General features: G+C 70.6%; 10 protein-coding genes and 1 pseudogene. 2 read left to right on the top strand and 9 right to left on the bottom strand.

Annotated features, from left to right (window positions below; genetic code table 11):
- Nucleotides 1-71 precede the first annotated feature (71 nt).
- The 5 genes from ABOZ73_RS06715 to ABOZ73_RS06695 all read right to left on the bottom strand — a co-directional run bounded on the left by ABOZ73_RS06715 (nucleotide 72) and on the right by ABOZ73_RS06695 (nucleotide 5,693).
- The gene (locus ABOZ73_RS06715) at nucleotides 72-1,061 is read right to left on the bottom strand and encodes a class 1 fructose-bisphosphatase (protein ID WP_369061754.1); all 990 of its coding nucleotides are present in this window, start codon (nucleotides 1,059-1,061) and stop codon (nucleotides 72-74) included.
- Nucleotides 1,062-1,164: 103 nt separating this feature from the next.
- On the bottom strand, nucleotides 1,165-2,208 hold the full coding sequence (locus ABOZ73_RS06710) for a glycosyltransferase family 2 protein (RefSeq protein WP_369061752.1): 1,044 nt from the start codon (nucleotides 2,206-2,208) through the stop codon (nucleotides 1,165-1,167).
- On the bottom strand, nucleotides 2,205-3,341 hold the full coding sequence (locus tag ABOZ73_RS06705; protein ID WP_369061750.1) for a glycosyltransferase: 1,137 nt from the start codon (nucleotides 3,339-3,341) through the stop codon (nucleotides 2,205-2,207). Before ABOZ73_RS06705 ends, ABOZ73_RS06710 begins: the two co-directional genes overlap by 4 nt.
- A gap of 8 nt (nucleotides 3,342-3,349) precedes the next feature.
- Nucleotides 3,350-4,618, bottom strand: coding sequence for a glycosyltransferase family 2 protein (locus ABOZ73_RS06700; RefSeq protein ID WP_369061748.1), 1,269 nt, complete (start codon nucleotides 4,616-4,618; stop codon nucleotides 3,350-3,352).
- 46 nt (nucleotides 4,619-4,664) lie between these two features.
- The gene (locus ABOZ73_RS06695) at nucleotides 4,665-5,693 is read right to left on the bottom strand and encodes a phosphoribosyltransferase family protein (protein ID WP_369061747.1); all 1,029 of its coding nucleotides are present in this window, start codon (nucleotides 5,691-5,693) and stop codon (nucleotides 4,665-4,667) included.
- Between the two features lie 110 nt (nucleotides 5,694-5,803).
- Here ABOZ73_RS06695 and ABOZ73_RS06690 point away from each other — a divergent pair.
- Nucleotides 5,804-6,757: pseudogene (locus ABOZ73_RS06690) on the top strand (lipopolysaccharide biosynthesis protein); the annotation flags it as partial.
- Nucleotides 6,758-7,203: 446 nt separating this feature from the next.
- Here ABOZ73_RS06690 and ABOZ73_RS06685 read toward each other — a convergent pair.
- Nucleotides 7,204-8,250 carry a family 16 glycosylhydrolase gene (locus ABOZ73_RS06685; protein WP_369061745.1) on the bottom strand — a complete coding sequence of 349 codons (1,047 nt, stop codon included), beginning with the start codon at nucleotides 8,248-8,250 and terminating at the stop codon, nucleotides 7,204-7,206.
- Nucleotides 8,251-8,417: 167 nt separating this feature from the next.
- Here ABOZ73_RS06685 and ABOZ73_RS06680 point away from each other — a divergent pair, with 167 nt between their 5' ends.
- Nucleotides 8,418-9,674, top strand: a complete 1,257-nt coding sequence (locus tag ABOZ73_RS06680) for an O-antigen ligase family protein (protein ID WP_369061743.1) — start codon at nucleotides 8,418-8,420, stop codon at nucleotides 9,672-9,674.
- On the opposite strand, the gene ABOZ73_RS06675 is transcribed toward ABOZ73_RS06680, so the two are convergent.
- Genes ABOZ73_RS06675 through ABOZ73_RS06665 form a run of 3 tightly spaced genes read right to left on the bottom strand, consistent with a single transcriptional unit; the run spans nucleotide 9,577 to nucleotide 14,508 of the window.
- The gene (locus ABOZ73_RS06675; RefSeq protein WP_369061741.1) at nucleotides 9,577-11,226 is read right to left on the bottom strand and encodes a GMC oxidoreductase; all 1,650 of its coding nucleotides are present in this window, start codon (nucleotides 11,224-11,226) and stop codon (nucleotides 9,577-9,579) included. The two genes, ABOZ73_RS06680 and ABOZ73_RS06675, sit on opposite strands and share 98 nt — an antisense overlap.
- 40 nt (nucleotides 11,227-11,266) lie before the next feature.
- Complete coding sequence (locus ABOZ73_RS06670; protein WP_369061739.1) at nucleotides 11,267-12,307, bottom strand: acyltransferase family protein; 1,041 nt, start codon at nucleotides 12,305-12,307, stop codon at nucleotides 11,267-11,269.
- Entirely contained in the window at nucleotides 12,304-14,508 is a 2,205-nt protein-coding gene (locus tag ABOZ73_RS06665) for a glycosyltransferase (RefSeq protein ID WP_369061737.1), read from the bottom strand. Before ABOZ73_RS06665 ends, ABOZ73_RS06670 begins: the two co-directional genes overlap by 4 nt.
- Nucleotides 14,509-14,514: the final 6 nt, after the last annotated feature.

Genomic DNA, 14,514 nt, shown 5'->3' with positions numbered 1-14,514 from the left:
CGTGATCTGATGAAGTTTCCATCACAGTAAAGCGGCGGCTTTAAGGCCAAGCTTTCTGTCGAGAGGTCTTTTCAGGTCTTGGCGCCGACGCCGGCCTCGGCCAGGGCGGTGATCTCGTCACGGGCTCCCATCATCACCGGCACGCGCTGGTGCAGGCTGGTGACCTTGGTGTCGAGGATCGAGCCTTCGCCATCGAACGATGCGCCGCCCGCGCGCTCCACCAGCAGGCTCATGGGATTGGCTTCATAGAGCAGGCGCAGCTTGCCCGCCTTGTCGCCCATGCGCTTGTCCCAAGGGTAGAGGAACACGCCGCCGCGGGTCAGGACGCGGTGCACGTCGGCCACCATCGAGGCGATCCAGCGCATGTTGAAGTCACGCCCGCGCGGGCCGTCGGCGCCGGCGATCCAGCCTTCGACATGCGCGCGCATCGGCGCGGACCAGTGGCGCAGGTTGGAGGCGTTGATGGCGAATTCCTTGGCCTGGGCCGGGATCGACATGGTCGCCTCCGCGGGCGTCCAGGTTCCGTCGGCCGCCAGGGTGAAGACGGCGGGGGCGTCCTTGATGGTCAGCACCAGGGTGGTCTGCGGACCATAGACCACATAGCCGGCCGCCGCCTGGGCGCGTCCGGTCTGCAGGAAGTCGGCTTCCGTCGCGGGGCGAGCTTCGCCGTTCGGAGCCGGCAGAATCGAGAAGATCGTGCCGATCGACACGTTGACGTCGATGTTGCTGGAGCCGTCCAGCGGATCGAACAGCAGCAGCCAGCCTTCGCCGCCCAGGTCGCGCACCGGCACCACATCGTCCATCTCTTCGGAGGCCATGGCCTTGAGACCCGAAGCCTCGGCGCAGTCGCGCAGCAGGATGTCGTTGGCCAGGATGTCGAGCTTCTTCTGCACCTCGCCCTGGACGTTCTCGGCGCCGGACGCCGAGGCCAGATCGCCGGCCGCGCCGAACCGCACGAGATCGGCGATGGAGACGCAGGACTTGGCCGTGGCCTCGATCAGCTCGCTCAGGCTCTGGCTGGCGCCTTGGCTGCTAAGATAGGCCTCAAGACCGGTGCTCATCATCTCGTCCGTGATTGGGCCGGGCGAGCCGGCAGGGCTTCCCCTGATGTCGCCAAGCGGCGCTGTGATCAAGGCTTCTGCGGCCCGGCGCTCCCTTTTTCGCTCAGGCGCCCGCCGCCTCGGCTTCGGGAGACAGGGGCAATCTTGGCGGCTGCAGGGTCGCCGACAGCCGCTCGCCCCAGAACCCGATCGACCATCCCAGGTGCATGATCATGGCCGCCACGCCCGACAACAGGGCGCAACGCTTGCCGGCCTTGGCGCCGACAAGCAGGCCCAGCCCGAGGCAAAGCCCGGCCCAGGCGAGGGCGGGGAGCGCCAGCAGGGCCGCCGCGACAGGCGCGACCGGCCACAGGGCGGGGGCGATGATCGCCGCCGCCACGCTGGGCGCCACCAGCAGCGGGGCTTTCTGGCGAAGCTTCAGCCGCACCTGGTGCCGGGCCGCCGTCATCGCCCGGCCGCGGCCATAGTTGCGGTACTGCGCGAACAGCGCGCCTGGCCGGCTGCGGGGGCGATAGTCGATCGCCAGGTCGCCGGCCAGCCATATTCGCGCGCCGCCCTGAACCAGGCGCAGATCCAGTTCGGCGTCCTCGTTGTGGCTGAACCCCTCGTCATAGCCGCCGGCTCGGCGAAAGGCGGCGAGATCCATCAGCGCGTGGTGCCCATGATCCACCCAGCCGCTGGCCGAACCCTGCCGATGCGCCGAGCCGCCCGCGCCGAGAAAGGAATTCTGAGCCGCCGCCGCCGCGCGCTGGAAACAGCCTTCGCCTCTTGTGTGCATCGGCACAGTCACCGACTGCGCGCCGACGGAATCGGCCGCCGCGACCAGTCCGTGGATGAAGCCGTCGGGGTAGCCGGCATGGGCGTCGATGCGGATCAGGCGGCTGCGCCCCTGGCCATGGCGGGCGGCCGCCGCGTTCACGCCGGCGGACTGTATCCTCGCGGGGTTCGGCAGCAGCCGCACCTTGGGCCATCGCACGGCCGCCTGCTCGACGATCCGGCGGCTGTCGTCCTGGCTGCCGCCGTCGGCGACCACGATCAGGGCCTCGTCGCCCGTCTCCGCCACGAGCCACGATAGCAGGGCGGACAGATGGTCCGCCTCGTTGAGGCAGGGCACCACCACCAGCAAATCGTCATCGACCCGGCTCATGCCGCCGCCCCCTGGGCCGCCAGGGCCGCGACCAAGCGCGCGCTGTCCTTGCTGTCATAGGTGAAGGTCGAGGGAGGCAAGGTTTCAACCCGGTCGCGCAGCGCGGCGTACTCGGCCGGGGTCATCGCCTCCAGCCGCGCCGTCAGATCCGACACGGGATCGCTCAGCACCAGGCCCGCTTTGCGCTCCCTCACCCACCGGCCCGTCTCCACCCCGGCCAGGGCCAAGGCGGGCACGCCGTTGCGGCCGCCTTCATAGAGGCGGTTGGGCAGCAGCCAGACGGAGTTCAGCCCCTCCTCGAAATAGTCGATGGCCCAGCTGAAATGGACCTCGCCATAGCAGCGTGACACCTCCGACGGATCGTAGGGGCCGAGGTAGGTCATGCCGGGCGTGGCGGCGACCTGACCATCGAAGTCGTCGAACTCATGGCGCGCCACCTGGCCCCGGATGACCACCTTCACCTGGCCGGGAAGGGCGGTCGCGATCTGGCGCAGCATGGCCAGGCTCTTGGCGCAGCGGATCACCCCGAACCAGCCGATGACCCAGGGCGGCCCGGGCGGCGGGCCGGCCGTGAAGGCGGCGGCCTCGTCCAGGCCGCGATCGTGAACCAGCTTGTTCTCGATCAGCAGCCAAGGGCGCGACAGGCGCTGGCGAGGTTCGAAATAGTGCTCCACGAAGGCGGGGGAGGAGACCACCACCTGGTCGCAAGCGGACATCAGTCCGCGCTCCATCCAGCGCATCGCCTTGGACTTCACGCCCTCGCCCAGCAGGCTGCGGTGAACATCGAGGCATTCGTAGATCAGCTTGGCGCGCGGCGCGTGCAGGGCCCGCGCGGCGGCGGCCACCGCCAGGGTCTCCATGTTGCGGGCCATGATCACGTCGCGTCCCGCCACCGCCCCGCGTAGGGCCGGGGTGCGCGCCACGGCTTTGGCGACGGCCAGGGCCCGCTGGCCCATGGCCGCGTCATGGGTGCGCCCCAGATCGACGACCGGCTCTCCCGGCGCGGCTTCCACAGGCTCGGCCGATCGGCGAAAGCCAAGAAGACTGACCTCCGCCCCGCCCAAGCGCAACAGCCACAGCCGCCGACGCACCGCCGGGTCTTTCAGGTTGTGAACGAAATAGGCGATCCGCATCGGCGACCTCAGGCCGAGGCGCCGGCCGCGTCCAGCGGCTGCACCCCGTACATCAGCAGCGCTTCACGACGGGCCTTGAAATACTCCATGACCGCGCCCGGTCCGCTCAGATGAGTGAGGATCAGCCGGATTTGCCGCGCTTCCCCTTGGGGAGACGGCTCACGCTCCAGCAGCTTGCGGATGCGATAGCTGACCGGCAGCAACAGGTTGCCCCGGATGCGCGATGCGAGGGCCGGGTCGGCGAAGCGGCGCAGGGTCCGGCCAAAGGCGCGCGCCTCGTCGGCGTCCGCGAAGCTCGACCGGGCGCCGGGCTGGAACACCCTGCGAAGCGCGGCGACCTCCTGGGCGTTCAGCGTCGACATCGCCCCCTGGGCGCAGAGCTCGGCGGCCTCGTCGAAGTCGCGGTTGGCCAGGGGCCATAGTCCGCGCCGGGCCATGATGCAGCCGCGCTGGATCAGGGCGGTGATCCGCCGCCGTTCCGGCGCCCCGCCGCCTTCGACCTCCGCATGAAACTCGTCCAGATCATGGCTGGCGTGGATCTCGGTGAAGATCAGCTGGTTGTAGCGCTTCCACGCGGCCTCCACGGCGTCAGCCTTCACCTGGGCCGCCTTGGGACCGCGCACGCCGTCGTGGTGGCGCTGGTGGAACATCACCTTGGGCACGCCGGCCCCGGCGAAGCGCCGCGCCAGCCGCAGGTTCATCTCATAGTCCTGGGAGCGCGCCATGCGCACGTCGAACGGGCCGACCGCGTCATAGGCCTCGCGACGCACCAGCATCGAGCCCTGCCAGATGAAGAAGTCCTCCAGCAGCCGCACATAGAGCGCCCGGCGATTATCGGAATGATAGGCGGTGTTCGGCGGGCTGAGCGGGGCGGGCCAGTCGCCGTGGAACTTGTCGCACAGGCCGTAGGCGAACCCCGCCTCGGGCGCCGCCTCCAGCGCCGCGTACAGGGTCGACAGGGCGGTGGGATCGGCGATGTCGTCGTCGTCGAAGATCCACACCAGCGGCTGGCGGGTGTGGGCCAGGCCGAGGTTGAGCGCCGCCGACTTGCCCATGTTGTCCTGGCGCAGATAGCCGACCGCGCCATTGAAGCCCTTCACCACCTGTTCGGCCGCGTCAGTGTCGGAGCCATCGTCGATGACCACGATCTCCGCCGCCGGGCGGTCCTGGGCCAGCAGGCTGTTCAGCGCCTCAGCCAGGTACTGCGGCCGGTTGTAGGTGGGCACCAGCACGGTGACCGGGAGTGCGACGTCGTTGGCGGCGAGCACGGAGGGCATGGGCGGTCTCGTCATCTTCGAAGGGAGGGGCGGAGGCGTGCGGTGGTCAGCCGGCCCCGGCCTGGGCGCGGACGGCGCGCTTCAGCTGGTCGTAAAGCGGTGCGCCCAGCAGGCGCCGCGCGGCGCCCTTCAGGCCCGTGGGCGGCGGCGTCTCCACCTCCATCCGTCGGCGCTCATAACCCACCCGCCGTTGGCGCATGGCGGTCAGGTCCTCAATGCGCTCGGGATAGATCAGGGTCTGGCTTTCGATGCTGAGCACCGGCTTGCCCGACTTGCGGGCGATCTCGACGGCCTGGCGTTCCTCGCTCTCGATGAACAGGGCCGCGTCCCGCAGGCTGGCATAGACCCCGGCCTTGAAGCCGCCGTGAGCGCCGGCGCGTCGGCGGGCGGCGGCGTCGGGCAGGTCCAGCATCCATAGCTTGCCGTACTCGATCCCCTCCGCGGCCAGCCAGGCCTCCGTCTCGGGCCGGTACTTCTCCAGCCGGCTGGTGACCAGGTGGCCCACCTTGCGCGACGGGCGCAGGAAAGCGCGGGCGGAGGTCAGGAAGGCGCGATAGCGGTCGCCGTCGTCGTTTTCCTCATCCAGCGGATCGCAGCAAAGCACCCCGTCGATGTCGAGGCAGGCGTCGGCCAGATAGCTGTGATGCATGGCGTTCCACTGGAACATGCGCGGGTAGGGCGCGACCTCCAGCACCACGTCCGCCTCGGCGTGTTGCGGCGCGAGGCCGTAGACCGCGCAGAACACCAATTCGCCCTCATAGCCCGCCTCGATCAGCATCTTGCGGGCCTCGGCCATGGAGCCGCCGCTGTTGATGCTGTCGTCCACCACCAGGACCTTGCGGGGCGGCGCGTCGGGATCGAACCCCGCGCGCCGTCGCGTGCTTCCGGTGGCCAGCAGCCGGCCGGCGGCGAAGCCGTTCAGGTCCGCCAGGGGCAGGTTCAGGGCCAGGCTGATCATCGACCCGGCGAGAAGACCGCTGCGCGGCACCCCCACCACCAGATCGATGTCGGCGGGCAGCTTGCGAAGATTGCGCGTGATCGTGTCGCTCATGTCGGCCACGGAGCGGTAGTGCATGAGAATCCCTCAATCGCATCGCAGTTGGTCGGCTCGCATATGCTGCACTTGCGAAGAAGTGCGTCAAGGCGTTATTGAGCGGTGACTGTATGTTTTGAGATTGTGCCCAAATGAAGTCTTCAAAAGAACTTCTTGATGCGCCAATGAGCGCGCCCTCGGATCAGCTGAGGGCGCGGGCGATCGGCGGCGTCGCGGTGACGGGCCTGTCCCAAACGATCAAGGTGGTCGTCCAGTTCCTCTCCGTCGTCGTTCTCGCGCGGCTTTTGTCGCCGGACGACTTCGGGGTCTTCGCCATGGTGATGCCGATCACCGCCTTCGTGATGATGTTCCAGGACCTGGGCCTGGCCCAGGCGGTGGTGACCTCGACCACCATCACCCCGCGCCAGGCCAGCACGCTGTTCTGGGTGAATGTGGGATTGTCGTCGCTGCTGGCGGCCGCACTCGCCGCCGCCGCGCCGCTGATCGGCGCCTTCTATGGCGAGCCGCGCGCCGTGGGCATGACCCTGGCCCTGGCGGCGACGGTGATCATCGCCGGACTCACCGCCCAGCACATGGCGCTGCTCAACCGGCACATGCGGTTCGCGCGGCTGGCGGTGATCGACATCGCCGGCACGGTGCTGGGCTTCGCTGCCGCCGTGCTGGTCGCCTGGATCCGGCCCAGCCCCTGGGCCCTGTTCGCCTCCGTGGCGGTGACCATGGGAACCGCGCTGGTCGGGGCGTGGATCAGCGCCGGCTGGCGCCCGTCCCGTCCCGGACCGATCCGGGAGGTGGGCGCCATGCTGCGGTTCGGCGGCGGGCTGACCGGCTTCAACCTGACCAACTTCCTGGCACGCAACATCGACAAGGTGCTGATCGGCCGGGCGGCCGGGGCCGACGCGCTCGGCCTGTACGACCGCGCCTACAAGCTGCTGCTGTGGCCCCTGCAGCAGATCAACGCCCCCCTGTCGCGGGTCATGGTCCCGGTCCTGTCGCGGCTGCGCGAGGAGGAGGGACGCTATCGCCACGCCTATGCCCGCACGGTGCGCCAGATCCTGCTGGTCGCCCTGCCGGGGGTGACGTTCCTGATCCTCACCGCCGACAAGCTGATCCCGACCCTGATGGGGGACGAATGGGCGGGGGCCGCGCCGATCTTCGCCTGGCTGGGCCTTGCGGGCCTGCACCAGCCCATGACCTCCACCCTGGGCTGGCTGTTCATCAGCCAGCAGCGCACGGGCGAGTTCGCCCGCTGGGGCCTGATCAACGCCGTCACCTCCATCGCCGCCTTCGCCATCGGCCTGCCTTGGGGCGCGGTCGGCGTGGCGGCGGCCTATGCGATCTCCGACATCGCCCTGCGGCTGCCGATCATCTGGTGGTGGGTGGGCCGCAAGGGGCCGGTCCGCACGCGCGACCTCTACCTTTTGGCCGTGCCGTTCGCCGTGGGCGCGGCTGCGGCGGCGGTCGCCCTGGCGGCGGCGCGGCGCTTCACGACGGGCTTCGCGATCATCGACCTGGGTCTCATGGCGTTCCTGGCCTACGGCGCGGCGTGGTCCGCAGTCCTGGCCTTCCCCGGCGGCCGCGCCGCCTTCGCCGATGTGCTCGGTCTGGCGGGTTCGGTGGCGGGCAAGTTCACCCGTCGGCTGCGCAAGGCGCCGGTCCAGCCCTGATCGGTCGGCTCACCCCAGGCCCAGGCCCGCACATGGTCGATCTCCATGCGGGCCGGGAAGCGCGTGCGCACGTCCGGATCGCCCGGCCATTTGCCGCCGACCGCCAGGTTGACGATCATGTACATCGGGCCGGCGGCGTCGGCCGGCGCGGGGGTCTGGTTGGTCTGCACCCCGTCGATGAAGAAGCGCAGCTCCCCCGGGGTCCACAGCACGCCGTAGGTGTGGAAGCTGGAGGCGTCCTCACCCTCCAGCCGCGCCTTCTGGGTGCGGCCCACATGCTTGCCGCCGGCCTTGGAGTGGGCCGACTGGTAGATGGTCCGCATGTCGTGGCCGAGCACCTCGACCACGTCGATCTCCGGCGGCCAGGCGCCGTTGGCGGGCAGCAGCCAGAAGGCGGGCCAAAGGCCCTTGCCGCCGGTCCAGCGGGCCCGCATCTCGAAATAGCCGTGCCGCTGCTCGAACCGGCCCTTGGTGGTCAGCACGCCCGAGCTGTAGCGGACGTCCTTCAGGGCGCTGCGCCGCAGCTTCTCCGAGCGGCCGTCCAGCGCGCGCGCCACCGCCCGACGCGCCTTCTCGTCCAGCGGCCTGGCGGTGATGGTCAGCACGCCGCCGCGCACCGAGAACGGATCGACGCCCAGACCCAGGAAGGCCTTGTCGAAATAGACTTGCCGCTCGCGGTTTCCATACAGGCTGCGGTCGGACAGGCTCTTGGGATCGGGCCCGGCGTTCTTGTAGGCGGTGGCCCAGCGCTCGGGCGAGGGGCGGCGTTCAAACCCCTCGTCGAAGGTCAGCCGCAACGGCGCCCCCGCCGCCGCGGCCACCGCGGGAGACGGCCTGGGTTGCGCCGACGCCAGGGAGGACCAGCTCAATGCCGCCGCCATGGCGGCGCAGCCTAGGATCAGGTGTCTGCGCATGTTCGCCTCGCTTGGGTGTTCAGCAATTGGGCGCGCCCTGACGCAGGCGCCCTCATGGCGCCCCATTGACCACGTGCAGTGGGGCCATCGCATGGCGCCGGGACGGCGCGGGTGAACCTGAAAGGCCAAGCTGCGTTGGGTCTAGGACCAGCAAGGGGGCGGCGAGGATGAACAACACCGCGCACGCACAGGAAGGGTCCTGGAGCGAGGATCACGCGCGCCCCTCCGACTGGGGCGACGTGCTGATCGGCGGTCTCGCCCTGGCGGCGCTTACGCTCAGCTGGACCGCCATTCTCGGCCCGCTCAACATCCTTTTGCAGCTGGCGGTGCTGGGCGCCCTGGTCTGGCTGAAGCCGGTCACCGTGATCGGCGCCGTCCAGCGCGCCTGGCCGCTGATCGCCATCGGGGTGCTGGTCTGCCTGTCGACGCTCTGGTCGACGGCGCCGGGGGTCAGCCTGCGCTATGGCGCGCAACTGGCGCTGACCATCGCCATCGCCGTGACGATCGTCGCGGTCAGTCCGCTGCGGACCTATGTCCGCGGCGTCTTTCTCAGCACCTTCCTGATCCTTCTGATCTGCATCGCCTATGGTCGGCGCGGGGCGTCGGCGGAGGGGCCGGTGCTGATCGGCATCCTGGGCTCCAAGAACGCCATGGGCGTGCTGTCCCAGCTGGTGCTCGTCAGCGGTCTGGCCGTGCTCGGCGACGGACGCCAACCCCTGTGGGCGCGCCTGCCCGCCCTGGCCGGGCTGCCCGCCGCCGCCTTCGTCCTGGCCACGGGCCAGTCGGCGGGGGGCATGATCACCGCCGTTCTTGGCGTCGGGCTGTTGATCGGCTTCGGGGCCCTGGGTCTGCTGCCGCCGCGCGGGCGGGCCGCCGCCGCCGCGATCCTGGTCCTGATGCTGGCGCCGCTGGCGGCGGCCATGCCGATCCTGGTCGAGGAGGCCCAGACCTTCGCCTCCGACGTCCTGCACAAGGACGCCGGCCTCACCGGGCGCGACTGGCTTTGGGCGTTCGCGGACCGGCTGATCGCCGACCGGCCGCTGATCGGCCACGGCTTCCGCTCCACCTGGCTGGGCGACAACTCCACGACGCTCGGCCTGTTGCGCTGGGCCGGGCTCACCGACGGCAAGGGTTTCCACTTCCACGACACCTACCGCGAATGGGCGGTGGACTTCGGTCTGCTCGGCGCCGCCGCCATCGGCCTGGCCCTGGCGGCCAGCGGCGTGCGGCTGATCATTCACGCCGTCAGCCGTCCGGGTCTGGCGCCGGCCTTCGTGGTCTCGATGTTCCTGGTGATGGCGGTGCGGGCCAAGGTCGAGAACGTCTTCATGCCGTTCCAGCCGACGACGCTGCTGCTGTTCGCCCTCGCCGCCTGGGGGTGGCTGGCGTCCGCCGCGCCGGCTGAGGATGAGGCTCCTCGATGACCGTCATGGAGCTCGCTCCCGCGACCATCAGGTGATCCGCCAGTCGCAGGGCCATGGCCACGATGGTGAAGGTGGGGTTGGCGTGGCCGCCCGTGGGCATCACCGAACCGCCGAGGACGTAGAGGTTCTCCATGCCGTGAAAGCGCAGGTCAGCGTCGACCACGCCGTGGCGCGGATCGCCGCTCATGCGCGTGCCGCCCAGATGGTGATAGCTTTCCAGCATCGCCTCGGGGACCAGGCCGCCGGTCTCGTCCAGGTTCGGAGTGGGCGTCAGATCAGCCAGTCCGAACCGCGCCAGCTCGGCCACGCAGACCCGGGTCATGAAGGTGGCGGTGGCGCGGTCCTGGCGACTTATGCGCCAGTCGATGCGCACCTTGTGCAGGCCGAGACGATCACGCTGCGGCGACAGCAGGACCCGGCTTTCCGGATCGGGCGTCTGCTCCAGATCGAGCACCAGTTCGGCTGTCGGCGCGCTCAGCACCGGCCCCAGGCCGGCGGCGCGGCGGGCCAGGTTGCCGACGATCTTGCCGGCGTCCCGCGCCAAGGCGCTGACCTCGTCGGGCGCCAGGCGCGCGCCCCTGGCCATGCGCTTGGCCACCTCCCATCCATCCTGGGGATCGGCCACATAGCGTAGGGCGGCGCTGGCGTTCAGCAGGCCCTCCCGCGCCTGGGCGGTGGGCTTCAGGGCGAGGCCGATCTCGTGGTGGACGCCCCGCCGCACCTGGCCCAGGTGCATCAGCGCGCAGGCTCGAGCGCTGGGCGCGCCCCGGGCGGTCACGGCGCGGGGATGCTGCATGAACCAGCGGCCCAGGACGTCGTGCGGATCGGCGAGACCGCTTGCCGGGTCGCGGGCGAAGTTGAGCAGCAGGCGATTGTTCTCGATCCCGCCGCAGGCCAGCACGAACCTTCTCGCCCGCACGCGCAGCAGCGAGCCGTCCGCTCGTTGGGCGCGGGCCGCGGTGATGCTTCCCCCGCCGCCTTCGAGCCCGACGAGGTCCGCGCCCAGGATCAGTTTCACATGGGGCGAGCGGCTTAGGCGTGGGCCGAACCGCGCGCCCCAGTCCTGATAGGTGCGCCACCGTTGGGCGGCGTAGCGCCATACGAAGAAATCGATGTCCTCGAACCGACAGAGCGCGCGGGCCTGGCGCAGGCGCGGCGTCGCATCATCGCCTCGCCAAGGTCGGGGGAAGCCGCAGGCCGCCTCCGCCCGCCGATAGTAGGGCGCGAGATCCGCATGGCTGATCGGCCAGCCGGACCACGGCGTCCAGGCGCGGGGCTCGAAATCCAGCGGGTCGAGTTCCGCGCAGCGTCCCGTCCACTTGGCGGTGGCGCCGCCGAGGACGCGATAGCGGCCCTGCGGCACGGCCATGGGCTCGCCGACGCACTCGCCGTCGAAGAGGCCCTGCGCGTCGGCGTCGATCCGCCGCCCGCCGCCTTCCAGCACGCAGATCCGCAGGCCTCGCCCGTCCAGCGCCTGCGCCAGGGTCAGCCCCGCCGCCCCGCCGCCGACGATGCAGAGGTCGCAATCGACCTCGGCGTCGATCTCCCCCATCTCCCGTCCTCCCAAGGCCGGTCCCCTCGAACCGGCCGTCCTAACGCAAGCCCAGGAACATGCGCCGGGTCCCCGCCCAGCGCATCAGAACCAGCTCCAGCACCATCGGCCCCGCCAGTCCCGCGGCCAGTCCGGCGGCGATGTGCAGGCCAAGCGGAGGCTCGCCCAGCCGCCCCAGCACCGTGCGGGCCGCCACCACGAAGAAGATGTGGAACAGGAAGATGGCGAACGACGAGGCGCCGATCCGGGCCAGCCAGACGGTGTCCGGAACGCTTCGCAAAAGCAGCAGCGAGCCGCCGGCTCCGATGATCAGCGACAACACCGTCACCCGCGCCGCCACCACATCGTGCGGCAGGTGCGCGACCCGCCATCCATGAAGGATCGCCGCCGCGCAGACCAAGACCGCCACGGCGATCAGGACGGACGGTCGGGCGGTCAGGCCGAACCGGAAGGTCGCCAGTCCCGCCAGGAAGTAGGGCGCCAGATAGAGCGCGCCGCCCAGGGACAGGAAGGTGACGTTCTCCAGCGGATGCCCCGCGACGAAGGCCAGAGCCGCCCCGGCGGCTACGCCGGTCCATCGGCTCAGCACGCCCAGGCCTTCCAGCAGGGCGACCGCCAGGAAGATCAGCACCATGGCCTGCAGGAACCAGTAGATCTCGTAGCTGAAGACGTAGATCCGCCACATGCCGGGCAGGGCCGCGCCGAGGTTTCCGTACCAGGCGTTCCACACCAGGAAGAACAGCGTGGAGACCGCCGCCAGGGGCAGGACCAGCCGCCGCGCCTTGCCGCGCAGGAAGGGCTTGGCCTCGCCCGCGCGCATGGGCTTGAGCGCATAGACGTAGCCCGACAGGAAGCCGAAGATCGGCATGCGGATGTAGAGCAGGAAGTCCATCAGCTTGCGCAGGACGGTGTCGTCCGAAACCCGCAGCCCGTCCGATGCGCCGCCCCCGACCACATGGAAGAAGACCAGCAGGATGCAGGCGACGCCGCGCATCACCTGAATCTGGCGCGAACGGACCCCGGCGGGGTTGGCGGCGGTCTTGGCGGGGCGTTCCGCCGCCTGCGCCGCCATGTGGGTCATGCCGATTCGCTGATCAGCGACAGCATCGGGCCATAGCAGGCCTCGGCCCCGAAGAAGTCGCGCGCGGCGGCCAGGCCGGCGGCGGCCAGGGCCGCGCGGGCGGCGTCATCGTCGAGCAGGTCGGCGATGTGGTCGGCGAACACCTGTGGGTCGTCGGCGCGCCGGATCACCGGCGCCAGCTCACGCTCCACCCCCTGCAGGCTGACCGAGGTCGCCACCACCGCCTTGCCGGCGGCCAGGGCTTCGACCAGCTTGATCTTCAGGCCTGAGCCGGTGATCAGCGGCGAGACCACGACCGCCGCCCGGGCGTAGAGCGGCGCGAGGTCCGGCACGGGACCCAGCACGTTGACCCCCGCAGGCGCGCCGTCCAAGGCGCGGCTGACATTGCCGGCCACGGTCAGGCGCGCATCGGGACGGCGCGCGAGCAGCGCGGGCCAGACCTTGTCGAACAGCCACTTCAGACCGACCACGTTGGGGGCGGTGTTGCTGCCCACGAAGAGGATGTGCGGCGCCTGCCCGGGCGCCGGCGCACGGGCGGGATTGGCGGCCATCGGCGTGGTCACCACCTGTCGGTTGGGCAGGTTGGCGGCGACGGCCGCCGCCTCGTCCTGCTGCACCGCCAGGATGACGTCGGCTTGGCCGAGGAGGGCGTACTCGGCCTCGGCGGAGAGGGCCGCCACCGAGTCCGAGCCGCCCACCGCCGCGAACTGTGCGGCCCGAGAGGAGAAAAGGTCGTGCATCACCACCAGCCGCTGCGCGGCGGGGGTGAGCGCATAGGGCGCCAGGGGCGCGGCGAAGGCGTAGTCGCACAGCAGCGCCTTGGCCCCGCGCGCGTGGCGGGCGACGAACAACTGGTCGGCCCGCGTGGCCGGCGCGGCGATGGCGTAGGGCGCCGGCGCGACCCAACCGGCCGGGCGGATGCGCGCCTTGGCCAGCACCTTCTCGACGCCGGTCAGCAGGGCGCGACCGAGGATGCGGGGATCCTTGGCCACGATCCAGCGGCCGATGCGCAGGCCGCCCCGGATGCGCACCTCGTCAAAGAGGTCCATCTCCGCCGACAGCTTCAGAACCGGCCAGCGCCCGAAGGTGGCCGGGGTCGGGCCCAGGAAGCTGACGCGATGACCCGCATCGACCAGGGCGCGGCACATGCTAAGCAGATAGGTCGAGCTGCCGTTGGTGGAGCCCACCACCCGCTGACGCGACAGGACCACAATCTTGCCCGCGCCGCTCGGCGCGCGCTCGCCGCCGCGCAGGCGTGACCAGGCCTGGCGGATGCGGTCGCTGATGGGCACGCGCAGCAGCAGCGCGCCAGCGGGACGGCGCATCGCGGCCGCTGCGGCGTCGAGAGGACGTCGCGCCTTAAGCGCCTGGATGATCTCGTCCAGGCCCAGGGCGGCGTCGATGCTGGCCTCGCGAGCCGACAGGGCCGAGGCGATGGCGGGCGAGCCATGGCGGGCCGAGAACCACGCGGCGTTGGCGACCATCGCCTCAAGCCGCGGCTGATCCAGGCGGTGCGAGATGGACTGCGGATGCTTGCGATAGAAGTAGCCGATCCGCGGCGTGCATCTTAGGGTCAGGCCGCTGGCCATGGCGCGCGCGACGAGGTCGAAATCCTCGCCTACTGGCAGGTCTTCCTCATAGGTCACCCGCGCCTGCGCCAGGGCTTGCCGTCGGATCAGCGGCTTGGCGAAGCCCAGGGAGGGGACGGGGCCGTAGAGGGCGTTGCTGCGGATATAGTCTGGCAGTTCGATCCATTGCGGCGTGCGCGCGAGGTCGCCGCGCAGCAGGGTCCAGGGCCGCCCCTTGCCGCCGTCGGGAAAGATCAGCAGGTCGTCGATAACGATGTGGGCGCCGCTGTCCACGGCCTCCTGGACCATCCGCTCCAGGCGCTCGGGGTGGATGAAGTCGTCGCTGTCGACCACGGCCACGAACTCCCCCTGGGCCAGGGAGAGCGCCAGGTTGCGCGCCGCGCCGGGGCCGCCGGCGACAGGACGGCTGGTCAGGCGGATCCGGGGATCGCCCGCGGCCAGCCGAGACAGCCGCGCCAGGCTGTCGTCGGTCGAGCCGTCGTCGACGACGATCAGCTCCAGGCTGGCGAGGGTCTGCTCCAGCACCGACGCCACCGCCTGCTCCAGATGACGTGCGCCGTTGTGGTTGGCCATCAGCACGCTGACGGTGGGCAGGGTCAGGTCGCGGGCCATGCGCTT

The sequence above is a fragment of the Caulobacter sp. 73W genome (genome assembly GCF_041021955.1).
Lineage (GTDB): Bacteria > Pseudomonadota > Alphaproteobacteria > Caulobacterales > Caulobacteraceae > Caulobacter.
This window is presented reverse-complemented; position numbering and strand designations above follow the sequence as displayed.